The 23,287-nt window shown below is 40.1% G+C and carries 26 protein-coding genes, 1 pseudogene and 1 riboswitch; of the genes and pseudogenes, 20 read left to right on the top strand and 7 right to left on the bottom strand.

Going from position 1 to position 23,287, the window contains the following annotated elements:
• Positions 1-119: 119 nt before the first annotated feature.
• Both JI667_RS05865 and JI667_RS22635 read left to right on the top strand, forming a co-directional pair.
• Positions 120-1,151 carry a hypothetical protein gene (locus JI667_RS05865; RefSeq protein WP_206851119.1) on the top strand — a complete coding sequence of 344 codons (1,032 nt, stop codon included), beginning with the start codon at positions 120-122 and terminating at the stop codon, positions 1,149-1,151.
• Between the two features lie 73 nt (positions 1,152-1,224).
• Entirely contained in the window at positions 1,225-1,344 is a 120-nt protein-coding gene (locus tag JI667_RS22635; RefSeq protein WP_244668207.1) for a DUF6254 family protein, read from the top strand.
• 46 nt (positions 1,345-1,390) lie between these two features.
• Here the strand turns inward: JI667_RS22635 and JI667_RS05860 are convergent, their stop codons facing one another.
• A complete protein-coding gene (locus JI667_RS05860; RefSeq protein WP_206851118.1) occupies positions 1,391-2,776 on the bottom strand; it encodes a DUF2254 domain-containing protein in 1,386 nt (461 codons plus the stop codon).
• A gap of 130 nt (positions 2,777-2,906) precedes the next feature.
• Positions 2,907-3,086, bottom strand: a complete 180-nt coding sequence (locus JI667_RS05855) for a YkvS family protein (protein ID WP_206851117.1) — start codon at positions 3,084-3,086, stop codon at positions 2,907-2,909.
• 165 nt (positions 3,087-3,251) lie between these two features.
• On the opposite strand from JI667_RS05855, the gene JI667_RS05850 reads away from it, so the two are divergent.
• The 11 genes and pseudogenes from JI667_RS05850 (at position 3,252) to ptsP (ending at position 12,025) form a co-directional block, all read left to right on the top strand.
• Positions 3,252-3,446, top strand: coding sequence for a hypothetical protein (locus JI667_RS05850; protein ID WP_206851116.1), 195 nt, complete (start codon positions 3,252-3,254; stop codon positions 3,444-3,446).
• 186 nt (positions 3,447-3,632) lie between these two features.
• Positions 3,633-4,223, top strand: a complete 591-nt coding sequence (locus JI667_RS05845) for a cell wall hydrolase (RefSeq protein ID WP_306465438.1) — start codon at positions 3,633-3,635, stop codon at positions 4,221-4,223.
• Between the two features lie 96 nt (positions 4,224-4,319).
• Positions 4,320-4,499: a Spo0E family sporulation regulatory protein-aspartic acid phosphatase gene (locus JI667_RS05840; protein WP_206851115.1), complete on the top strand. Its 180-nt coding sequence runs from the start codon at positions 4,320-4,322 to the stop codon at positions 4,497-4,499.
• A gap of 157 nt (positions 4,500-4,656) precedes the next feature.
• Positions 4,657-5,400 (top strand): SDR family NAD(P)-dependent oxidoreductase, encoded by a 744-nt coding sequence (locus JI667_RS05835; protein ID WP_414635222.1) that lies wholly within the window; start codon positions 4,657-4,659, stop codon positions 5,398-5,400.
• A 344-nt stretch (positions 5,401-5,744) separates the two neighbouring features.
• Positions 5,745-6,683, top strand: coding sequence for an AAA family ATPase (locus JI667_RS05830; RefSeq protein WP_206851113.1), 939 nt, complete (start codon positions 5,745-5,747; stop codon positions 6,681-6,683).
• Positions 6,683-7,876, top strand: coding sequence for a DUF58 domain-containing protein (locus JI667_RS23040; RefSeq protein WP_206851112.1), 1,194 nt, complete (start codon positions 6,683-6,685; stop codon positions 7,874-7,876). The genes JI667_RS05830 and JI667_RS23040 overlap by 1 nt, the downstream gene beginning before the upstream one ends.
• The gene (locus tag JI667_RS05820; RefSeq protein ID WP_206851111.1) at positions 7,846-9,111 is read left to right on the top strand and encodes a hypothetical protein; all 1,266 of its coding nucleotides are present in this window, start codon (positions 7,846-7,848) and stop codon (positions 9,109-9,111) included. The genes JI667_RS23040 and JI667_RS05820 overlap by 31 nt, the downstream gene beginning before the upstream one ends.
• 101 nt (positions 9,112-9,212) lie before the next feature.
• Positions 9,213-9,342, top strand: a pseudogene (locus JI667_RS05815) (ABC transporter permease); the annotation flags it as partial.
• Positions 9,343-9,456: 114 nt separating this feature from the next.
• Complete coding sequence (locus tag JI667_RS05810) at positions 9,457-9,717, top strand: hypothetical protein (RefSeq protein WP_206851110.1); 261 nt, start codon at positions 9,457-9,459, stop codon at positions 9,715-9,717.
• Between the two features lie 320 nt (positions 9,718-10,037).
• The gene (locus JI667_RS05805) at positions 10,038-10,304 is read left to right on the top strand and encodes a phosphocarrier protein HPr (RefSeq protein WP_034756145.1); all 267 of its coding nucleotides are present in this window, start codon (positions 10,038-10,040) and stop codon (positions 10,302-10,304) included.
• Positions 10,304-12,025, top strand: coding sequence for a phosphoenolpyruvate--protein phosphotransferase (gene ptsP / locus JI667_RS05800; protein WP_206851109.1), 1,722 nt, complete (start codon positions 10,304-10,306; stop codon positions 12,023-12,025). The genes JI667_RS05805 and ptsP overlap by 1 nt, the downstream gene beginning before the upstream one ends.
• 829 nt (positions 12,026-12,854) lie before the next feature.
• On the opposite strand, the gene JI667_RS05795 is transcribed toward ptsP, so the two are convergent.
• On the bottom strand, positions 12,855-14,006 hold the full coding sequence (locus tag JI667_RS05795; RefSeq protein ID WP_206851108.1) for an aminotransferase A: 1,152 nt from the start codon (positions 14,004-14,006) through the stop codon (positions 12,855-12,857).
• A 131-nt stretch (positions 14,007-14,137) separates the two neighbouring features.
• Between JI667_RS05795 and corA the strand changes: the two genes are divergently transcribed.
• Positions 14,138-15,133: a magnesium/cobalt transporter CorA gene (gene corA, locus JI667_RS05790; RefSeq protein WP_206851107.1), complete on the top strand. Its 996-nt coding sequence runs from the start codon at positions 14,138-14,140 to the stop codon at positions 15,131-15,133.
• A gap of 48 nt (positions 15,134-15,181) precedes the next feature.
• On the opposite strand, the gene JI667_RS05785 is transcribed toward corA, so the two are convergent.
• Positions 15,182-15,769 (bottom strand): HD domain-containing protein, encoded by a 588-nt coding sequence (locus JI667_RS05785; RefSeq protein WP_244668206.1) that lies wholly within the window; start codon positions 15,767-15,769, stop codon positions 15,182-15,184.
• 171 nt (positions 15,770-15,940) lie between these two features.
• Positions 15,941-15,985, top strand: a riboswitch (PreQ1 riboswitch).
• A 123-nt stretch (positions 15,986-16,108) separates the two neighbouring features.
• On the opposite strand from JI667_RS05785, the gene queC reads away from it, so the two are divergent.
• Genes queC through queE form a run of 3 tightly spaced genes read left to right on the top strand, consistent with a single transcriptional unit; the run spans position 16,109 to position 17,921 of the window.
• Positions 16,109-16,774 (top strand): 7-cyano-7-deazaguanine synthase QueC, encoded by a 666-nt coding sequence (queC, locus tag JI667_RS05780; protein WP_206851106.1) that lies wholly within the window; start codon positions 16,109-16,111, stop codon positions 16,772-16,774.
• Positions 16,771-17,202, top strand: coding sequence for a 6-pyruvoyl trahydropterin synthase family protein (locus JI667_RS05775; RefSeq protein ID WP_206851105.1), 432 nt, complete (start codon positions 16,771-16,773; stop codon positions 17,200-17,202). The genes queC and JI667_RS05775 overlap by 4 nt, the downstream gene beginning before the upstream one ends.
• Positions 17,199-17,921, top strand: coding sequence for a 7-carboxy-7-deazaguanine synthase QueE (gene queE, locus JI667_RS05770; RefSeq protein ID WP_206851104.1), 723 nt, complete (start codon positions 17,199-17,201; stop codon positions 17,919-17,921). Before JI667_RS05775 ends, queE begins: the two co-directional genes overlap by 4 nt.
• Positions 17,922-17,973: 52 nt before the next feature.
• Here the strand turns inward: queE and JI667_RS05765 are convergent, their stop codons facing one another.
• Positions 17,974-18,171, bottom strand: a complete 198-nt coding sequence (locus JI667_RS05765) for a hypothetical protein (RefSeq protein WP_206851103.1) — start codon at positions 18,169-18,171, stop codon at positions 17,974-17,976.
• 335 nt (positions 18,172-18,506) lie between these two features.
• On the opposite strand from JI667_RS05765, the gene JI667_RS05760 reads away from it, so the two are divergent.
• A complete protein-coding gene (locus JI667_RS05760) occupies positions 18,507-19,409 on the top strand; it encodes a chemotaxis protein (protein WP_244668205.1) in 903 nt (300 codons plus the stop codon).
• A gap of 83 nt (positions 19,410-19,492) precedes the next feature.
• Here the strand turns inward: JI667_RS05760 and JI667_RS05755 are convergent, their stop codons facing one another.
• Together JI667_RS05755 and JI667_RS05750 are read right to left on the bottom strand one after the other, a co-directional pair.
• On the bottom strand, positions 19,493-19,960 hold the full coding sequence (locus JI667_RS05755) for a YkyB family protein (RefSeq protein WP_206851101.1): 468 nt from the start codon (positions 19,958-19,960) through the stop codon (positions 19,493-19,495).
• A gap of 207 nt (positions 19,961-20,167) precedes the next feature.
• Positions 20,168-20,458: a hypothetical protein gene (locus JI667_RS05750; RefSeq protein WP_206851100.1), complete on the bottom strand. Its 291-nt coding sequence runs from the start codon at positions 20,456-20,458 to the stop codon at positions 20,168-20,170.
• A 225-nt stretch (positions 20,459-20,683) separates the two neighbouring features.
• Here JI667_RS05750 and JI667_RS05745 point away from each other — a divergent pair, with 225 nt between their 5' ends.
• Both JI667_RS05745 and JI667_RS05740 read left to right on the top strand, forming a co-directional pair.
• Positions 20,684-22,774: a sensor domain-containing protein gene (locus JI667_RS05745; protein WP_206851099.1), complete on the top strand. Its 2,091-nt coding sequence runs from the start codon at positions 20,684-20,686 to the stop codon at positions 22,772-22,774.
• 184 nt (positions 22,775-22,958) lie between these two features.
• The gene (locus tag JI667_RS05740; RefSeq protein WP_206851098.1) at positions 22,959-23,177 is read left to right on the top strand and encodes a hypothetical protein; all 219 of its coding nucleotides are present in this window, start codon (positions 22,959-22,961) and stop codon (positions 23,175-23,177) included.
• Positions 23,178-23,287 lie beyond the last annotated feature (110 nt).

Raw genomic sequence — 23,287 nt, 5'->3', positions numbered from 1 at the left:
CGGCTGCTTTTTTTCTTTCACATTCCAGACATTTTGAATTCTGAGAGAATTATCTACTTTTGCTTCTGTTTTCAACTGCTTGTACATAAGGTGAAGTAGAAGGTGTTAGAGGTGATGGGATGAAAAAAATTGCTGGATCGTTTCAGATAGCAGCGGTATATGTAGGAACTGTCATAGGAGCCGGCTTTGCCACGGGGAGGGAAATCGTCGAGTTTTTCACCAGGTTTGGCTTTGTAGGGTTTATTGCCATTTTACTGAGCGGATACTTATTCATTACCATGGGTACGAAGATCATGCTGAAATCCCATGATATCAAAGCCAAGTCTTTCGAAGAATTTAACGAATACTTATTCGGGAAATGGTTTGCAAGAATCATGAATATTGTCATGATGATCATGCTGATTGGCGTTTCAGCTGTTATGCTTTCAGGGGCAGGGGCCGTTTTCCAGGAGCAGCTCCTATTATCCAAGCAATTGGGCATTCTGCTTACCATCGCTTTGGGCTTTTTCACAATGATGGTGGGAATTAAAGGATTATTTGCTGTGAATACGTTTGTCGTCCCCCTTATGATTTTCTTTAATCTGTTTCTGATGGTGTATTCTGTTCGCCACGCAGCATTTTTAGACGCATTTTTGATGATCCCTCATGCTGAAGATGGCTGGAAATCGGTTGTGGCCCCTTTTTCTTATGTAGCCTTCAATCTTGCCATGGCACAGGCTGTTCTCGTTCCTGTTGCCGGAGAAGTGAAGGATAGGGAAATCATTAAATATGGGGGATATCTTGGAGGATTTTTTTTGACGCTTATCCTAATATCCAGTCATATTACCCTGGTGTTGATTCCGAACGTTACCGAGTACCAGATTCCTATGGCCGTGGTGATGAAATCATTTGTATCCGGCTTTTACTTTGTTTATATCCTCATTATTTATGGTGAGATTTTTACATCTGTCATTGGAGGCGTGTTTGGTCTTGAGAAGCAATTGAGCAATTATTGGAAGGGGTCGTCATTGATAACTTTCACCGGTATTTTTTTGATGATATATTCTTTGAGCTTTTTTGAATATAGCGAACTTTTATCCTATCTGTACCCTCTGTTTGGGTACATGAGCTTGTTATTCATCATTCTACTTTGGATGAAACCGAATAAATAATCATTCAAAAGAGTAAAAAATGTGTAAGCTGCCAATGTTAAGAGAGAGTAAATATTGAAAAGGGGTGGCAATCATGACACAGTCCAAACATGAAAAAGAAAGACAGTGGAATGTAAGGAAAGAAGAGCAACATCCGCACGGTAAAGTTCCTTCGTTTAAGGAGCTTTCAGAAGTCAAAAAAGAAAAACAATAACAAAAAACGGATGCTTGACGGCATCCGTTTTTTTATTCGCTTAGATTCACGACCCTTGATCATGTTGATATGCGTCCTCTGTCTTGTATGATTCAGGAAAGTATTTATTTCGGACTTCGTCTTTATCCCAATCACTTTTCCCGCATGCCTCGGCCAGTTGATCAAGATGTCTCATGATGTACTGAATATCAAGGTTCTGTAGGCTGTCATAGTCGATCCCTTCCAAGATATAATCTTTAAAGGTCCATACCATTTTCTGTGTTTCTTCGCTATTGTTTTCACCAATCATTCTCAAGGAGCGGAGGATTTCTGCAATGATGGAAACATCCTGTTTCCCGTAATGCCTTAATTGATAAAAGCTCTTGTATAGATGATCGACAAAGGTGGGTTGTTCTAATATGATTCGAACCTGATTTTCATCATCTGTCAAGTAAGAGCCTGGAAGTTTGTGTTTGGCGAGCTTCGATAGGATGATTCCAATCTCTTCGATGCAGTTCTTCGCTGTATTTGGATCATTGATGGCTGGGGAAATGGCCCTTAAGGCTATTTCCACAAGCTTCCGGATTCCCAGTTCTATATCTTCCATAGGTTCCTTATCAGGGCCAAGTATAAGGTAGCTAAGATAATCTTCCCCATCTATATCCTCTTTTGTTGTCCAGATGGTCATGACGGGGGTTCCTTCAAGTAAGTATTCACCAGGTGTCTTAACCATCCGGACGATACTCTTATCCTTTTCCGCTTTCTTGATCATTCCTTCTATATCGATTTGTTGAAGATATCCAGATGCTTCACTATACATCGTAACGGGCTCGGTCTCACTAAAGAACGATTCATTGAAAGTCGACGGCTCATCTTGAATGGCGTTTCTTCTGTATAAATAACTATTATCAATTTTCTTATTTGTCTTGATCGTAATGTTATGGATTAAATTACTAACCTTCACCCAATTAGATACATGATGGACAAAATAAACAAAGACAAATAGACAAATTACCGCAACGATTCCGGCAAATGCTGATGAAATATATAATTCTTGACCTGATTCATCTTTAAGAAGAACCAGCAATGTAATACAGTACACAACGCCCGAAACAAAAATGGCAAGCACACGTTGAGTGGGTCGGTCGTTGATGAAATTCTGTAAAGTCCTAGGTGAATACTGGGACAGAAACGTGGTAAGGACAACCATTATGGTTGAAAAGGTAATGGTCGTCATGGTCATGATGGATGAAGCAATGGTGCTGATGATCGTCATGGATAGGTTGAAATTTGAGAACAACACTTTAGGGAATATGGGATAGTCATGCTGACTCAACCACCAATCAAAATAAAAAGTGAGAAGAGAAAGCAATAAAGATATCATGGAGAATAAAAATGGGATAAACCAAAAGCTTTTTTGTGCTTTATTAAAAATATGTATATTTACATTCATCTCAAGGGATCCACCTTATAAACAGTATGCTATAAGAATATCCTCAAAGCTGATAACGTAAACCTTTTCGTTTCAGTACTCAAAAAAATAGGGGAGGAAACTCCTCCGCCTTATCAGGGAATATTTTTCATCAGGCCTTTACAATTTTATAATTCTTGTGATTCACTACGGTCTTTTCCTCCAACTCGAGCTCTCGATAATTTTTCATATAAGTTAAATCGACAATCACTGAATTCTCATTCACTTTTTCGACGATTCCTTTTAACCCTTCTTTAAATTCAATCACATTCCCAATTTCTGCTTTTTTCATCAGATGTCGCTCCTTTTTTCCAAAATTCTACAAACAATTACTAATATTTTGACGGAAAGTTATGGAAAGGTAAAGAGTTTTCTAACAATTTCGTTTAAAATTTATGACTTGTGATGATTGACCATTTGAAATTACAATAGTCATAGTAAGAATGGAGGTTTGGTTATGAGTGAAAGAGAGATTCTTGAGCAGCTGCGATTATTGCGTACAAGAGAAATTGATGAAATAAGTGTGTTGAAAGAAGACTTCCTCGCTTTTCGAGCGATATTGGTCAAACAAGAAGATTTTAAACATTTTCGGGGAATAGCCCGGCAGGGTGGAGATATCCTCTTTCATTATTTAGATACACAAAGAAGTTAAAAGAGTGGGGAAACCCACTTTTTTTTGTTTCAAACACTCACTGCTCGTTCCTCGATTACGATCAGTATATGAGGCCGCTCCTGTATTTAGTATTAAGGCTTGAACGCTCGGTGGTAACCATTACCTGCTGAAATCCTCCTTATTCATTGTTATCTTATTTGTGAACACTTATTAGGAGGTAGAGGTATGATGAAGAAAAGCTTAATGATAGGAATTGCTGCACTTTCTTTTGTTACAGTCTCTTCTCAAACGTTTGCTGCAGGGGGAGTGCACACTGTAGAAGAGGATGAGTCCCTCTGGGATATTGGTAAGGAGAAATCCGTATCCGTCATCCAACTTAAAAAAGAAAATGATCTTAAATCAAATGAAATATATCCTGGTCAATCAATCGTTATTCCTGACAGTGATGTAACCGCACAAGATCGGGAGTTGCTTGCGAAACTTGTTCATGCAGAAGCAAAAGGTGAACCCTATGCAGGTAAGGTTGCAGTCGCAACGGTTGTATTAAACAGGGTGGATTCTAAAGAATTCCCTGACTCTATTAAAAACGTCATCTATCAGGTTTCTAATGGACATTATGCATTTTCACCCGTACAAAATGGACAAATTAACGAGGCACCTTCAAAAGAGTCCAAAGAGGCTGTTGATGAAGCCCTGGCTTTCAGAGGACAGGGGAAAGGATCTTTATTCTTCTATAATCCTGTAACCTCTACAAGTGACTGGATTACAAGCAGGGAAACTCTGTTGACGATAGGAAAGCATCGATTTGCTAAATAACGTACAGATCTAATCGATCTGGAAACGTAAGTACCTTTCCCTTTTCTCTATGTAGACTTAATAGTAAAATAGAGAAAAGAAATAGAGGTGAAGTTGATGAACGGTACAATAGCCACACAAATTGAAGTCGTACGCACGAAAATGATTCAGTCGGGTATTGGTTTTGGGTTGGGAAGTCCAACAACCATTCAACTGAGTGAAGAGCTGGATGCCTTAATCAATATTCATCAACGAATTGATTCTAAAAAGACAAGACAAAGAAAGATTATTCAATAAATAGAATTAAAAAATAAAAGGTTAACCTATGATATCCCCTATCCTTACATCAAGGGGATTTCAGCAGGTTAACCTTTTTCAATTTTATTCATGACGATTGGTCAGCTTTTGGAAAGGGTATCCTTCCTATATAGAAGTAATGAAATTTAAGGGAGTGTTGAGATTGAAAGGAAATATTGTATGCATTACGGGTGGGGCCAACGGAATAGGGAAAACCCTCGTTGAAGAATTTTCAAAGCAAGGTGCTATTGTGGAATTCCTGGATATGGATGAAGAAAAGGGGAGGGAACTTTCCAGAAGGCTTAATGCTGACGGATATAGCACTCGCTTTCATGAAGTGAACGTAGGGGTACCCCATCAGGTGAAAGAGGTGTTCACGATGATCAAGGAAGAACACGGTGTGGTCGATGTTTTGATAAATAATGCTGGTGTGTCAAGATTCATGTCATTTTGGGAGATGAAGCCTGAGGATTGGAACGAGATTTTAGCAGCTAACTTAAGCAGTGTATTTTATTGCAGCCGGGAAGCAGCCGAGTTAATGAAGGGTCGTGGAGGATCCATCATAAATATGGCTTCCACAAGAGCTTCAATGGCTGAACCGGATACAGAGGCGTACTCAGCGACCAAAGGCGGAATTGTCAGTCTGACTCATTCACTTGCCATCACCCTCAGCGAAGTGGGGATTCGGGTCAATTCCATTAGTCCTGGGTGGATTCAAACAAAGGATTACGCTTCCTTGAGGGACATAGATCATGAGCAGCATCCGTCCGGCAGGGTAGGGAAACCTCACGACATTGCAAGGGCGTGCTTATTCCTTGCCAACCGTGAAAATGATTTCATTACGGGAGAGAATCTGGTAGTGGATGGCGGCATGACACGAAAGATGATTTATAAGCATTAATGGCATGATGGAACCAGGATAAAGGCTCTTATCCCCGTCTTAACACAACAATATTAATGAGACCGATAAACAGGACAAATAATAAGCTGACAACCATTTCTTTATTACACTCCTTCTTTTTTATTTCTAGAATATGGGAAGAGTGTAAGCTCCGTTCAAGAAATAGAATAAACATTTGTAAAGATTGATTTATGGAGAACAAAACCGACCACTCACTGCTCAAAGAGTGGTCGGTTTTTTTGGGGGAAAAGGGATAATTTAACAAAGAGTTATGGTAAAATAAGAATAGGATATTGTTAGAAAATTAAATTAAATTTTTTTTATGCAAATTAGGGGGAAAAAGAATGTGTGGATTGGCCTTAATTAAGGAAGAAATGAATAAAGTATTAGTGGGTAAAGACAAAGAGATTGACCTTTTGATGATTGCATTACTTCAAGAAGGACATGTTCTGTTGGAAAGTGTGCCGGGTACTGGTAAAACATTGCTCGCCAAGACATTCAGTCACTGCATTGATGGAGCTTTCAAAAGAATTCAGTTCACACCTGACGTGTTACCCAGCGATGTAACGGGTATACAGTTTTTTAATCCAAAAACCCAGGAATTTGAATTAAGGACAGGCCCTGTCGTAACGAACGTCTTACTGGCAGATGAAATCAACAGGGCCACTCCGAGAACCCAGGCGAGTCTCTTGGAGGTAATGGAAGAAAAGCAGATTACGATAGATGGAGAGACTGTTCCGTTAGCCCCTCCTTTCATCGTGGTGGCCACCCAGAATCCCATCGAATCCCAACAAGGGACATTTCCACTACCTGCTGCACAGTTAGACAGGTTTTTATTAAAGATACCGTTTACATATCCTGATTTTGAAGAGGAAAGAGGGATTTTGAACCGATTTAAATCATCGGAACCCTTGAGTACAGTAAATAAAGTTATGGGTCTCGAAGAGCTTCAATCATTGTCCCGGCTGGTCAAAGAAGTCCATGTGTCTGAGGATATCGAAACCTATATTCTTCAAATTACGAGGGGGACACGGGAGCATGAATGGGTGGAGGTTGGAGCAAGTCCTCGAGCAAGCCTGGCACTTCTCAAGGCTTCCCAGGCTAAAGCCTTCCTCGATGGCAGGGATTATGTAAAGCCTCAGGATATTGTAGAGGTTGCTCCTTATGTTCTTCAGCATCGTATTCAATTAACAATAGAATCATCACTTACCAGAACGCCAGAGGAAGTCATCGGACAGATCGTAGAGATGGCTGTTACCCCTGTTGAAGCGGGGCAGGCTTAGTGAGGTGGAAACGGGAGGTAGTTGAAGATCCATACATACCCATGACCCTAGTACTCCTCGTCATTGTCGGTGCAGCAAGTTTTTATGTTCAATCCTATGTTGGGTTGGGTATTTTTCTGTTGATGATGCTCTATTTCAGGGTTCATCAATGGTATATGTTGAAAGTCGGGGAAGGTATCAGTATTGGAAGAACCATGAAAAGACTAAAGCTCCACGCTGATGAGGAGCAGAAGTGGGAATTTCAGATCCAGAACACAGGCATATCGATTTGGGGGGCGACTTTAAAGGTCACGTTTAAAGATATAGTCATTCCCAAGGGGTACCCGTACTCGACTGGAGTGGGGGACAATATTGAAGTATCTATTCCCTTTTCCATCCGTAAAAACGATGAAGGAATCATCTCCGTACCAATTATAGGAAAAAGGAGAGGGCTCTGCAGAATCACCAAGATGCAGTTGGAAATCCCTCACTTATTCGGAAGTGGAAAGGTACTATTGGATTTACTTGATCATGTCCCGTCCACTATTATCGTATTTCCTGCAAATTCCCCTGTTAGAATGGCGGGACAACAGCTTACATGGAAGCAGGGAGACGTCCCTATTCAACATTCATTATTTCATGATGTCTTTCACCAAATAGGGACGAGAGACTACGTTCAAGGAGACCGGTTCCAAGACGTTCACTGGAAGGCAACGGCCCGGACCGGAAGCCTTCAAACAAAGATCTACGCACCGTCAACCCAAAAAGAGTGGATGATAGCCATCAACATTTCCGATCGTTATGCGATCACCAATCAATTGGAAGAAATAATAAAGTATACGTCCTATATGATGCAGATTGCAGTAGAACAAAACATCACTTTCTCACTTGTTCTAAATGTAAGGTCCCAGGGAAGGACACCTTATTATTACCTCCCGCCGGGAATAGGGAGGATTCACAGGCAAAGAGGCATGGAGCTCTTATCTGCCCTTTCAACAGATGAGTTTACCGTCCCATTCCATATTGTTCTTAAATCTCTCTACATTCGTCAGTTAGTGCCTTCCATCTTTATCGTAGCAGGTGTCATGGAAAAGCGGGAAGAATCTTTATTATCAAATATAGAGAAACAAAAAATACAAGTTTTCAAGTTGAATGTAGAACAAAAACAAGGAGTCGTCACTTTATGGAATCGTTCGCTGAAAGTACCTTCCTGACCAAACATAAACAAATGCTCCTGATTAAATTGGGGCTGTTAGTGGGAATAGATGTGTTATTTTCCTTGCTGGCCATCACATATATCTTTCAGAAAGAAGTGATAGTAAGCAGCTACGTCCCGGCTTTTGTCATGACATACGTGATCATAATGGTCTCCGTCGCACTAAGCAAGATGAATCAAACCATATACCACCTATTGTTAGGGGCTTTACTTATCTCTCTAGGGTTGAGTATCTACTTCTTCTCAGCTTCATGGTGGGTGATGGTGTGTGCACTGTTTTTTCTACATTGGAGAACCACGACCTATCTGCAGAATAAAGATGCCTCCATTGAAGTGGACAGTGGATCTATCCTTATCTTTTTATGTATAGCTTCGAGTTCACTGTTGACAGGTTCGATGAGGGATATGGGAAATGCTTATATCATTTACGGACTGCTGTTTATCTTATTTTCGATCATCATCACTCTCACCCCAATTCAAAGGATGCTCAGTGATGTGAAATCAGGCCAAGGCCAGGGGAAAATGCTCTTCAAACCAGTGGGACTGTGGTTTTTAGTAATAGTAGCAGGTGCTGCACTGGCAATGTTCAGCTCATTGGCAAGTAGAGGGATCTATTGGGGAGCCGAAAAAGTATTTTTGGTATTCTCCCTCCTGGTGAACCCGATTTATGATCAACTATTAAAATTAAGAGACTTAATCATGAACATGTTTTCGAGTGATGCTGAAAAGAGTACAGGAAATGAACTTGAAAAGCAGAATATCGATGAGACTCAAACGTACGAGCTAAGCCAGGGAATATCATTTTCCTGGTTGGACGAGGCTCTGCTAGTCCTATTAGTCTTGTTTGTGGTCATTTATTTGATTAAGAAACGAAAGAAATCCCTTCATATTCCTGATGGAGAAAGAAATTCTTACACCATGACGACTCAAAACATCATTACTCCACTTGAAGAAAGCAATAAACAACCTATTTCTTATTCAAAAGCAAGAGATGTTATTAGGTTATCAATGGAAAAACTTGAAAAAGAAGCCCTTATGAATGGGGCAGGAAGACACCCGAATGAGAATGTTCAATCGTGGTTCAACAGAATTAGCCTTCGTGGAACAGAACAATTCTTCACAGTGTATGAACGTGTAAGATATGGACAACTTGCACCTGATGATGATGAAGTCGAAAAATTTACGGATCTAATAGACATTTATATCAACGAATTGACAGATAAGGAAGATTAATAGGAGAAGCTGGTGTATACAGGTGCGACTGGCCTGTCATCAGCTATTTGAATTTTTATTCCAATATGAGGAGGAACCTTCTATGTTATTCCATTTACGAGATGACCGGTCAGATCCTATCACGAATTAGCTCCCGTTGCCATTGAATATCAAATAGCCATTTTGTTAGGCATTGTGGGGAGTGTAGCGTTAACGGTGGTTCTTTTTATCCTATTAGGATATAAGCGATGATTCACCAAGGGCGCAGTGTTAAATATTTAGGCTCGTATTACATAGCATTTCCGTTCTAATCTATTTTCCAGGGCATATGCTAGAGGAAGAATAATAGTAAGGGGAGAGTTCTATATGAAATATGAGACAGAGCAGGCTCTTCGCGTAAAAAGCCTGGCATTGGATGTTATGGAAGAATTGATGAAGGACGAAGAAAGGAACGTTCAGGAATTAAAGCAGCTCTCAGAATTGTTTTCACGATGTATCTGTGACCTGGTGAATGTCTACACAAACACCTCAGAGGATCACGAGACGACTTTGAAAGGAACTGTCATCAAAGCTAAGATCGGCTACAATCTCGTGAAGATAAAAAGGGACCCGATAACAAAAGAATAGTATGTCAATGTAGAAACTGACTCATACTAAGGACTCCATCACTAATTAAAATGGATTCTAAAAGGGTTGGTTTTTTTCATGGTTCCATTTGGAACATCATCAATTTTTTACATAAATAGGTTCATAACAGTGGCAAATTTATGAAATACTAAAAAAAACAAGCTTTACAATTGTGTATCTCTTCATGGCATGCTATTCTTTTTTATTGAACAGCTTTATAGGAAAAATGGATTAATCACTAGAAATAGTTGACGTTTTCTTCATAATCCATTACTTTTATGAAGCAACCAAAAACAAGATAAATTAAGGAGTCGATTCACATGGCACAAAAAACATTTACAGTTACAGCTGAAACAGGAATTCATGCTCGTCCGGCAACGCTTCTAGTTCAAACGGCAAGCAAATTCGACAGCGATGTACATCTAGAATACAAAGAAAAGAAAGTAAACTTAAAATCAATCATGGGTGTTATGTCTTTAGGTGTTGGTAAAGGTGCAGAAATTACAATCATTACTGAAGGTAGTGACGAAGAAGAGGCTTTAAACAGCCTGCAAGAAACATTGAACAAAGAAGGTTTAGCTGAGTAATGTCAAGTCTTTTAAAAGGAATTGCGGCATCGAATGGCATTGCCATCGCGAAAGCGTACCGTTTAGTTGAACCTGACTTAAGCTTTGAAAAGAAAAGCGTAGACAATGCTGAAGAGGAAGTAACACGCTTCCTGGAAGCCATTGCCACGTCAAAATCAGAGCTTGAAGCGATTCGTGATAAAGCAAGAGTTGATTTAGGTGAGGATAAAGCCCAAATCTTCGAAGCGCACCTTCTTGTCTTAAGCGATCCAGAATTATTGACACCTATTGAAGACAAAATCAAATCAGAAAATGTAAACGCTGAATACGCTCTTAAAGAAACCGCGGATATGTTCGTTTCCATGTTTGAATCCATGGACAATGAATACATGAAAGAACGTGCGGCTGATATTCGCGACGTGACAAAACGTGTTCTTTCACACTTGCTGGGTGTGCAAATCGCGAACCCAAGCATGGTGACAGAAGAGGTCATTGTAATTGCAGAGGATTTGACACCTTCTGACACGGCGCAGCTGAACCGTGAATTTGTAAAAGGATTCACAACAGATATCGGTGGAAGAACTTCTCACTCGGCCATTATGGCCCGTTCAATGGAGATTCCAGCTGTAGTGGGAACAAAATCCATTACTTCCTCTGTTGAAAATGGTGACATGATCATCGTAGACGGATTAAATGGAGAAGTACATATTAATCCGACTCCGGAAGTCATTGAAGCGTATAAGAAAGAGCACGCCCGTTATGAAGAACAAAAGGCTGAATGGGCGAAGCTTGTAAACGAGCCAACGGTATCCAAGGATGGAGAGCATGTTGAACTTGCTGCTAACATCGGGACACCAAAAGATCTTGAAGGGGTTAAAAATCACGGCGGAGAAGGTGTAGGTCTGTATCGTACAGAATTCCTATACATGGGTCGTGACGAATTACCTTCTGAAGACGAACAATATGAGGCTTATAAGGCTGTATTAGAGGGTATGGAAGGGAAACCTGTTGTGGTTCGTACTCTTGATATAGGTGGAGATAAGGAACTTCCTTACTTGAATCTGCCTAAAGAAATGAATCCGTTCCTGGGGTATCGTGCAATCCGTCTATGTTTGGATGAGCAGGATATTTTCCGTACTCAGCTTAGAGCGCTTTTAAAGGCAAGTCCGTTTGGAAACCTGAAAATCATGTTCCCGATGATTTCAAACCTTCAAGAGTTCAGAGAAGCGAAAGCCATCCTTGAAGAAGAGAAAAAAGCTCTACTTGAAAATGGGACAAACGTAGCTGAACATATTGAAGTGGGGATCATGGTAGAAATCCCATCGACTGCTGTCTTGGCAGATGTATTTGCCAAAGAAGTTGATTTCTTCTCGATTGGGACAAATGATCTGATTCAGTACACAATGGCTGCAGACCGCATGAACGAACGCGTTTCCTACTTATATCAACCGTACAATTCTGCCATTTTACGCCTTGTGAAAATGGTGATTGACGCGGCTCATAAAGAAGGGAAATGGGCCGGTATGTGCGGAGAAATGGCTGGAGATGAGATTGCTGTACCGATCCTTCTGGGATTAGGATTGGATGAGTTCTCAATGAGTGCCACTTCCATTTTGCGTGCCCGTTCTCAAATCAAACAGCTAAACACTGCTGAAATGAAAGAACTCGCAGAACAAGCACTGCAATTAGACACCAATGATGCGGTTATTTCTTTAGTGAAAAAAGCGACATCAATGGAGTAAATAAAGGTTTAAAAGGTGGAAATAAGGGTATTATATCTTTGAAGAATAAGGATGAGGCACACCCTTTGGGCCTTTTATTCTCATTTCCCCCTTTTTAGTGGATTGAAGGAACGTATCGTTCTTTCAATCCTTTTTTTATTTTTAAGGGATATAATTCTTTTTAAAAGGGTTCCCCCCAATTTCTGATAACGGTTCTATGTATATGGTCGTCCTTGAAGACATACTGTTCCTTTCTATACATGACAGCACCTCATTTCGAAGAATTCACTTGTTTATTATACTTTATGAAAGCGCTTTTTTAAAGTGTTTTACTAAAATAACTTTTTTATAAATACTGTGCTTGAGGGTATAAAGTAATTATCTTAAAAAATTCAAAAAAAAGATCAAAGGAAGGTTTACCAGTTGTAAAAGCGGGTATTCTATAACTAAGCATGAAATTGGAGATTAATTTCTCACTAACACCCCCTTTTCCTTTTTTTTTGAACCAGTTCAATTTTATGAGCTGGTTCTTTTTTTGTTTTATCATCGTTAATAGAATAGGACAAATCCTGCGATGAATAATAACATATGCTGATTCTTACGATAATCAGCACTACAACAGAAGGGGTGGATGAACGATGGCGAAGAGAACAAAAAAGAGTGATCCACCACAAAAAATGAAAAAGGATTCCATCCTTCAAAGCTCAATTCAGAATTTGCAAATGAGTGCAGTGCTTCAACAAATAAAATCCACAGTGATAAAGGAAAAAAAGAAAAAGCCCGAAAAAATAATGGTGAATATAAAAGGTAATTTAAGGAGAGGGACGGACCTTGAAAAGGTCCGTCCCTCTTATTTTTGGATGAAGTCCTGAAGTCGGTTGAGTCCTTCTGTCAGTTGATCCATGGAACAGGCGTAAGAAAGACGGAAGTATCCTTCACCGAGATTTGAGAAGGCATCTCCGGGTACGACGGCGACTTTTTTCTCCCTGGCGAGGGCAAGGGAGAAATCAAAAGAGCTCAAACGTAGTGCATCTGGGATTTTCACGAAAAAGTAAAAGGCTCCGTGTGGCCGGACTACACCTTCAAAGCCCATTTGAACTAATCGCTCATATACATAGTCCCTCCGCTTCCAATATTCAACCTTCATTTCCTTCGCATCATTCTTCCCTATGGTCAAAGCTTCATACGCTGCTTTTTGCGATATGGAAGAAGCACAGGACACATTATATTGGTGAACCTTCAGGAGATGTCTGGAAATGGCTTCTGGAGCAAAAATAAGACCGATCCGCCACCCGGTCATACTATGTGATTTTGATAAACCGTTTATGACAATTGTTTGCTCTCTTAAATATTCAGCAAGGGAATGATGTACACCGTCAAAGGTAAGTTCACTGTAGATTTCATCAGCCAACACAAAGATTTTCCGGTTTCTAAGTAAATCGGCAATCTCTTTCAATTCTTCCTTTGATAAGCTCACCCCCGTTGGGTTGGAAGGGTAAGGAATGATGATGCATTTGGTTGATGGGGTCAAGCTCTTTTCAATAAGAGAGGCATCTAATTTAAATTCATTTTGAGTAATATCAACATGGACCGGATTTGCCCCGCAAAGTTTAATAATGGGTTCATATCCTGGATAAACAGGTCCTGGAAGAAGACAATCATCTCCTTGGCAAAGAATCGTACGAAGAATCACATCGATTCCCTGGGAGGCCCCATTTGTGACTATGACTTCGGATCTCGGGTCATAATGTATATTGTATTTTTCATTGACGAAGGAAGCAGCAGCTTCACGCAATTCAAGGAATCCTGCATTGTGGGTGTACGTTGTGAAATTATTATCTATCGCTTTTTTTCCGGCATCTTTAATATGCTGGGGGGTGGGGAAATCGGGTTGACCGATGGTTAGTGAAATCATGTCGTCGATACCCTCAACCATGTTGAAAAATCTTCGTATTCCTGAAATTTGAATGTCCCTGACCAATGGGTTAATAAGCTGTTCCAATATGTACACCTTCTTTAACAATTTGAATCATATTCTAACATTAATTTGAGTTTTTACGTAGTGCTTTTGTTTGAATGGCAGAGAAAAAGGGAAAGGTTATAAAACGAAAAAAGTCAGTTAGGGAGAGCCATATGATTCGAACGAGTATAATAAAGGAAAATGGGGACATTCAATGTGATGTACCCTTATCCAGAATTAAAGAAAAAGATGTGAAATGGTACTGGGTGGACTTTTCAGAGCCTACCAGCAAAGATATCCGGTTACTTAAATTATATTTCAGATTTCACCCCCTTGCCATCGAGGATTGTTTGGACGATTTCAGTCAGCGTCCAAAGCTCGATTTTTATGAACAGTATATATTTGTCCTTATGCACGGAATCAATCCTAAAACCCATGATTCCCATGAGGTGAATATGTTTGTGAATTCGAGCTTCATCGTCACTTTCCATAAACAGAACGTCAATGAATTAAACCATTTATGGGAGGAAGTGAAGGAGGAAGGGGAACAGCTTAGTCCGTTTAAGATCATGCATGGAATCGTTGACCGATTAGTGGATGAATATTTCCCGCTAATCTATAAGATTGAGGATCGCCTCAATACCATTGAGGACAACACGAACGAAGAAGCCGATAGTGATTTAATGGATGAATTATTTGATATTCGCCATGATATGTCCAAGCTCAGACGAACCCTTGTGCCAATGAGGGATCTATTGTATAGAATAAGCAATTCAGGAAGACTAAATGCATTGAAAGAAGAACAGCTATACTTCAATGATGTGTATGACCATTTAATAAAGCTCGTGGAAATGCTTGAGTCTTATCGTGAATTTTCATCTGATATCCGTGATAATTACCTTTCCATCAATTCGGATAAAATGAATAATATAATGATGACCCTGACTGTCATAACGACGATTTTCATGCCCCTTACATTTATTGCAGGTTTATATGGTATGAACTTTGTCTATATGCCGGAACTGGATGAACGAAGTGGATATTTCATCGTTCTTGGGGTCATGGGACTTATCGCATTGATCATGTTCGGTTTCTTTATGAAAATAGGGTGGCTCAGGTTCAGCACAAAAAAGCGAAGAAAGCGGAGAAGACTGCTTCGATTGAAATGATCTGTGCATACAAGGGGATCCCGGATGGCCTCCCCCTTGTCCATGCTTTTAGTCCTTTATAAGCCATCCTTTTTCAATGCCAATTCGCACCCATTCACTTATCTGGGAATAAATTTGTGGGGAAATGTCGTTAATCCATTGATTTCTGTTTAGTACTTGACGGGCATGAATATGATGTTCCAACCATGATTTTCCTTGAGTCGATACATTAAGAAGAAGGGGCTGAATATGGTCAATGATTGATGCATATAGAGCCTCATTTGTCTTTCCCTCTTCAAACTCCTCCCAAAGAGACCTGTATTTGTCTCTTGTATCTTCAGGCAGGATCCCAAAGATTCTCTCGGCAGCCCGTACCTCCCTTTCCCGCTTGTCTTCATAGCCACTGACATCAAAGGCATAAGTATCCCCTGCATCGATTTCCACGATATCATGTAGAAGCAGCATTTGAATGGAAGTAAAAAGGTCTGTTTTCTCCCTTCTTTCATACACTTCAAATAAGGTCATGGCCATCACACATACATGCCAGGAATGTTCACCACTATTTTCTCTTCTGCTCCCATCACTTACATATGTTCGACGGTTGATTGTTTTTAATTTATCCACTTCTTGAATGAAATTCAACATGTCAGCAAACATGGCATACCCTCCAAATCGTTGTTATCCTTTTTCATTATGAGGAGTGATAAAGAATCCTGCAACTGATCTTTGAAGGCATTAAGATAAAATTGGTTCGAAAATGTAGATTTTTTTGTGGAAAAACGTTATATTGGTGGAGGACAATAGAAGAAGAATTGGGAAGAAGACGATTCCCGAGAGGTTCTAGCACAACCCTCTATAAAAAACTAAGGAAAACGGCATCCTTAGGTGTCGTTATTTTTTGTTAGTGGCAATTCTACTGCCGATATTATAGGGTCTAAAAGAATCTCTTTCTTCTTTTCACGGCAATAGCCTGTAAAAAAGAAAGGAGAACCATATATGAACACAGAGAAAGCGTTAGTGGTATTCAGCGGGGGGCAAGATAGTACAACGTGTTTATTTTGGGCAAAGAAAACATTTAAAGAAGTAGAAGCAGTGACATTTAACTATGGTCAGAGACATGTTGCGGAACTGGACTGTGCACGAGAGATTGCAGAGGATTTGCAGGTCCCTCATCATATATTGGATATGAGTTTATTGAACCAACTTGCACCGAGTGCGTTGACAAGGACAGATGAAGAAATCACCCAAACAGAAGGGAAATGGCCATCTACCTTTGTTCCGGGAAGAAACCTGCTATTCTTGTCATTTGCCGGGATTCTGGCAAAGCAGCTCGGAGCGAAGCATATCGTAACGGGTGTATGCGAAACCGATTTTAGCGGCTATCCGGACTGCAGGGATATTTTTGTTAAATCCTTGAATGTATCCCTCAATCTTTCCATGGATGACCAATTTGTGATTCATACACCGCTTATGTGGATCACTAAAGCTGAGACGTGGGAAATGGCGGACGATCTAGGGGCTTTTCAATATATCCAGGAGAATACCCTTACATGCTACAATGGAGTAAAGGGTAGGGGATGCGGTGAATGTCCGGCTTGTGAACTGAGGCAAAAGGGATTAGATGAATATGTAAATGGTGAAAAAGGAGGAGAGGGCAAATGATTCAACAGATTTATCCGACTCCCGATCATCCTTATGAATATGAATTAAATAAAGATATTCATTTTGCCGCAGCACACTATATTCCACATCCTGATGCAGGGGGTTGTCAAGAGATTCATGGTCATACGTATTTTGCCAATATTACAATTGGGGGAGATCAACTCGATGACTCAGGATTCCTTATTAATTTTCAACATATCAAAAAACTGATTCATAAACGATTCGATCATTCGTTGATCAATGAAGATCGTATGTTTTCATCCAATCAAGATGTATTCCCTACAACTGAAGTCATGGCCAAAGTAATATGGGAAATCATTCAGGAGCATTTAAACACATTGTCCCACCGACCTCAGTGTCTTCAGGTTTTTTTAAGAGAGACACCAACAAGCTATTGTATTTATAGACCAAGGGGGAAACGGGTATGAAAAAGATTCCCGTTTTAGAAGTGTTTGGTCCGACCATTCAAGGCGAAGGGATGGTCATAGGACAGAAAACGATGTTCGTTCGTACAGCTGGTTGTGATTACAGTTGTGCCTGGTGTGATTCAGCCTTTACATGGGATGGATCAGCCAAAGAGGACATCATGCTTATGACAGCCGAAGAAGTGTGGGATAAACTGCGGGACATTGGAGAAGATCGATTCTCTCATGTAACGATCTCAGGGGGGAATCCAGCTCTATTAGCTAATCTGAAAGAGCTTATTGACATCTTGAAGAAAAATGACATTGAAACAGCCCTTGAAACCCAAGGAAGCCGCTGGCAGGATTGGTTTTATGATATTAGTGATCTTACCTTTTCACCAAAGCCGCCAAGCTCGGGAATGAAGACCGACTATGAAAAGCTTGACCATATCATTCAACGCTTGCATGATCATGGCTCTCAATTCAGCTTGAAAGTGGTTGTCTTCAACGATAAGGATTTGGAATATGCCACCGGTATACATCATCGCTATCCTGCCGTCCCGTTTTATATTCAAACGGGAAATCCTTCTGTAACGGAAGGTGACACAGGAAAACTGGTGTCAGAATTGCTCATTGATTATGAAACACTCATAGAAAAAGTATGTAGTAGAGAAGAACTAAATAACGTGCGTGTACTTCCGCAACTTCATACCCTTATATGGGGAAATAAGCGTGGAGTATAAGAGATAAAGCGATTGATGGTAGTGAGATCAATCGCTTTTTTACGTGGACATGCTAAGAACTTGGTCCATCTTCTCCCTGATTCCTGCTCATTTTACCCTCTATATAAGAAAGTTCATCCGGTTCATCCTTGCCTTCTGCGTTCTTTCCAAGAGCAATAAGAGGAAGAGTATTCTGAGCAGGCAGGATGTGTTCGCTTATATCATCGTAATCAGGCAGTCTTTTGCTGTCGGTATCCCATCGATTGTTCATATCTACACCTCCTTATCTTAGTATGGATTCCTGTGTTAAATTTTACGCGGGAAAACATAACATGATTTAATGCAAGTCAACGAGTGTGTGTAGGTTACTGCATGCTCTGTCAATCGATGTGGTCGAGAGGGAGAGGCTATACTCCCGCCCCGCGGAAAGCGAGCACCACTCGGTGCAATCAACCGCCATTCGCTACATCCAAAAGCAACAATGTATACGAAAATAGCCTTAAAATAACAACAATGTTTAAGAAAACAGCAAAAGAAATGTAAAGAAGTTCGGTAATTGTTCGATATAAGAAGAGAGAGCAATAATGTATGGAAGGGCGAAGACAATTGAATCAATCAAACGGAATACTTCTTGAAAGTGGGACGAATGAGCTTGAAATTGTGGAATTCGAAATTCAAAATAATAAATTTGGTATTAATGTCATTAAAGTAAAGGAGATTATACAGCCGACGACGGTTATACCGATTCCCCATTCACACCCCCATGTCAAGGGACTCGTCCAATTGAGAGGCGAGGTACTTCCGGTTGTTGACATGGCCAGGGTACTCGGCGTTGAAGATGAGGAAACGGAAAAGTCCAAGTATATTGTTGCTGAGTTCAATCAGCAAAAGGTGATATTCCATGTACATAATGTCACCCAGATTCATCGCATATCCTGGAATCAGATTGAAAAGCCTTCTGATATGTATTCAGGGGTACATTCAGGAATTATAGGTGTAATCAAGCGGAATGACTCGATGATTCTGCTGTTGGATTTCGAGAGTATCATGCTTGAAATAAATCCCGAGACAGGAATTCGGGTCGACCAGGTAAAGAAATTAGGATCGCGGGAGAGAAGAAATAAGAGAATCGTTGCTGCGGAGGACTCGCCCTTACTTCGAAAACTTCTGAATGACACATTAATGGAAGCAGGGTATGACGACGTAGAATTCTTTGAGAACGGGGCGGATGCCTATCAATACCTGGAGTCACTTGGCGAGGAGTCCATTGACGTCACAGAATCTGTACAACTTGTTCTGACTGATATTGAAATGCCACAGATGGATGGTCATCATTTGACGAAGCGTATTAAAGAACATCCCAAGCTCCAGGCACTCCCCGTCATCATATTCTCATCCCTTATTACGAATGATTTAAGACATAAAGGAGAAATGGTGGGGGCCGAGGATCAAATCAGCAAACCTGAGATTGCAGAGCTTATTCTAAAGATCGATCAATACATCCTATAACTGCTGAAACTAAAGAAAGGGTTCTGACGTCAGTCAAAACCCTTTAGAAGATATATGCCTTACTGTACTAAAATCTATGGATATTAAAAGAAGCTATCTCCCAATTTTTTAAATACAGGCTTTTGATACTGGTTTTTTCCGCTTTTGCGTATCTGATCGCTGTGATCGGACATTCCTGTATATTGTTCGAGGATTCTTTTAGCCTGTTGTAAACCCATTTTACACTTTGGATTTCTCAAGCTTTCATCCAGTGAACCCATATGTGGAAGTTCTTTGAAGTCTTCCTTTGTTGGGGGGAGATGAAAGGTGTATTCTCCGCAATCAACTAAAACATCAGATTGTTGCTGACTATTCCTTGGATTTTTAGAGAAGTGAAGCCCAACTTTCTTCGCCTTACCTTCTTGGATCATTTTCATTAAGGCACGTTTTTTTAATGAATATAAGTATTTTGGGTTTCCTGCTGTTTTCGCATGACGATTGACAGTGAAAATAGCTTGAGAGAGGGTACTGACGGATGTGGAAGAAGGGGTGGGATTACTAGTGTTTCTCAAGTTATCTGCTCCTTTCTAATGTATTCTTTTCTATTATACCCTCTTTTCCTATGATTGGAAAGGGGACGGGGTATCATTTTCGGATAAAGACATGCATAAATGTCTGTATGGGTTTATATTCCAGAAGAGGTGGAATCTATTATGAAGTCGTCATTAAGGCTCTACCTAAATAATGTAAGCGTTACATTTTTTAGGTGAGCCTTGTTGTTATTTTCCGGGGTATATATTGATATTCTCCGTAAGATTATACGGTGAGGATTGGTAATTGTTAACGCCATAGGGTTGTGGATAACCTCCAGGATATGGGTATCCTCCGTATGGCGGATAAGGCGGGTAGCATGCAGGACCGTAGCATGGTCTATTGAACAGGAAAGGGCTGATGGCCAAACCTGCTAATCCACCTGCTAAAAATGGTAATCCAAAGAATGGGAAGAAACGCTGATCTTCTCCTCTATATGGTGGATAGCCTCTATATGGGTAGTATGATTGTCGATACATAAATGAAAAAACCTCCTCTCTCTATATTTAGTCTATGGTTCGTGTTCAATCTGTGCGCCTGTCTCAAATAGATTGGGCTTGAGGAAGGGATAGGTATGCGGCACATACTATAAAACAGAAATTAATATTTAGTCACGAATGCAGGAAAATAATCAAGGACCCTGTGGGTTGGAATCAGTATGTATGATGCTGATAAATATATGAGTACAAAAGGATGAAGAATCCATGGAATGGACAGACGGTAACCCCATCATGAACCAAGGTCATGATTTCTTTGACACCGTGTTGAAGGAAATTATTCTAGAGCATATACACGATATGATTTTTATTATGAAGGTAGAAGAAGGAAAAGAATTCAGATATGTATACGTCAATGAATCGGCAAGGAGGTATACGTCAATCCAGAAGGAAGACATGGGGCTTTTTTTGGAGGAAGTGATGCCTGTAGGAATGGCGTTGGAATTAAAGAAGAGATATTTACAATTGGTCCAAACGGGAGATTGTATCAGCTACCGGGATTCTTTTTATGTAAATGGTGAGAAGGTAGTAAACGAATCCATCCTGACACCAATCCTGGATGAAGAAGGACAAATGGGTTATGTCGTAGCGATTACAAGAGATATAACATCTTCAATTGAAGAAAAGGTGGAATTGGAGAAAGCGAAGGAACGATACAAATCCATCATCGAACATAATCTCGATGCCATCTTTATATTGGACTCGAATGGAATCATTACAGGTTCAAATGGAGCCTGTTGTTCTCTTTCCGGATATACAAAAGAAAAGTTAATCAACATGAATATCTATGAGTTATTCAACCCTAGGAATAATGAAGTCTTGGGGGAATCCCTTTTTCAAACATTATCTGGAGTTCCGACTTCAATCGATGATTGTCTTCTGGTGAATGAAAAAGGAGAAGAAAAGATCACCAGGTTGAAAATGATCCCAATTGTAGTTCAAGAAAAATGTGACGGATGCTATATCATTGTGAAGGATATGACCACCCACCATGAACAAAATGAAACCATCCATTATATGGCCCTACATGATCAGTTAACAGGCATTTGGAACAGGAAGGCACTGGATGATCACATCCCCCTCATCATTCACAATATGGAAGAAAGGGGAGTTGAGCTTTCATTATTATACCTGGATTTAGACCGGTTTAAATTTGTGAACGATACGCTTGGACTGAAGGGGGGAGACCGGTTTCTTAAGAAAATTACCGACCGCCTCTGCACCTTGACGAACGAAGAATGTTTGTTGTACAGGCAAGGGGGTGATGAATTTATCTTCCTTTTGAAAAATAGTAATTATGAAGATACAAAGACAAAGGCAAAAGAAATCCTGGCTTTGTTTATCGACCCTTTTACAATGGAGAACCAGGAATTCTACATATCCCCATCTATCGGAATCAGCCGTTACCCTGCTGATGGTTACGACTCCAATTCCCTGATTCAAAAAGCGGCACAGGCCCTGTTTGAGGTGAAGGAAAAAGGGCGTGCCCATTATCGTTTTTATCAGATCCATATGAAATCAAGTTTTCCTAATTATATTATTATGGAGTCGCACTTGAGAAAAGCGATAGAGAAAGGTGAATTGTACGTGCATTATCAGCCCCAGGTCAATTTATCGACAGGGATCACTGACAGTTTCGAAGCGTTGATCCGGTGGAACAATCGAAAGTTTGGATTCGTGTCTCCATCACAGTTCATCCCACTGGCAGAAGAAACGGGGCTGATTCATCAAATAGGAGAATGGGTATTGGAGCAGGTATGTATGCAATTGTTGAAATGGAGAAACAAGGGATATAGTTCTGTGAGAGTGGCAATCAACATTTCCCCAAAGCAATTCCTACAGGAGCATTTAGTAGAGACGATTGATTTTTATTTGAAAATGTATACTATACCTGCTTCCTGCATAGAAATTGAAATTACAGAGGGAGCCATGCAAGATACACAACAAACATTGAGAATGCTGAAAAACCTTAAAGATCTTGGGGTGTATATTTCTGTCGACGACTTTGGAACGGGCTACTCTTCACTTCATTATCTGAAACGTTTTCCCATAGACATCTTGAAAATCGATCAATCCTTCGTAAAAGAGATCGGGATGAGCCAAAAGGACTCTGCCATTACAACGACCATCATACACCTTGCACATAGTCTGGGACTTGAAGTCATTGCCGAGGGAGTAGAGCAGGAGGTTCAGGTCGACTTCTTGAAAGAAGCAAAGTGCCAGAAGGCCCAAGGTTATTTCTTTAGTAAACCGATAAACGCACAAGAAATCGAGGAGAAACAATTTGTCCTTATGTAATGATGCAGAAAACGTATTCATGATCATTACACCATAAATGAACAACGGAGGTTCCTGCTGAATGTTTGACAGAGTAATTCCTATGACTTATTTTAAAAAGAGGAGAGTAAAAGATTCATATATAATACTGTATTTGCTCTTGATATGAATCAAGGTTCCGAATGCTCTACAAAGGAGAGGGATTATGAAAAAGACAAAACGTATGGAAATCCTCTTTCTCCCTACCGAAAGAGGAACGATTAAAGTGTATGTATTCGGCTTTAAATCTCCTCGATCTTTAGGTCAGGTAGTTGTTTCATATAATGATGTTTCAGTTGAAGCAAAAGGATATAAGAGAAATAAGACGATCATCAAGGCCATAGCACAGTTACATGATCTCATCGTGAATAATCCGGATAGTTAGTTTTAGGGACTGATTTTTAAGAAAATGCCATTTTCTTAAAAATCAGTCTTTTTTTCTTTATTGATGGTTGTAACCTCTTTTTATATGATAATATATGAGTGAGTATTCAT

Source organism: Bacillus sp. NTK074B, from assembly GCF_017303375.1.
In the GTDB taxonomy this organism is placed as follows: Bacteria; Bacillota; Bacilli; order Bacillales; family Bacillaceae_B; genus Rossellomorea.
Note: the sequence above shows the minus strand (reverse complement) of the source record. Positions and strands in the feature narration are given on the sequence as shown.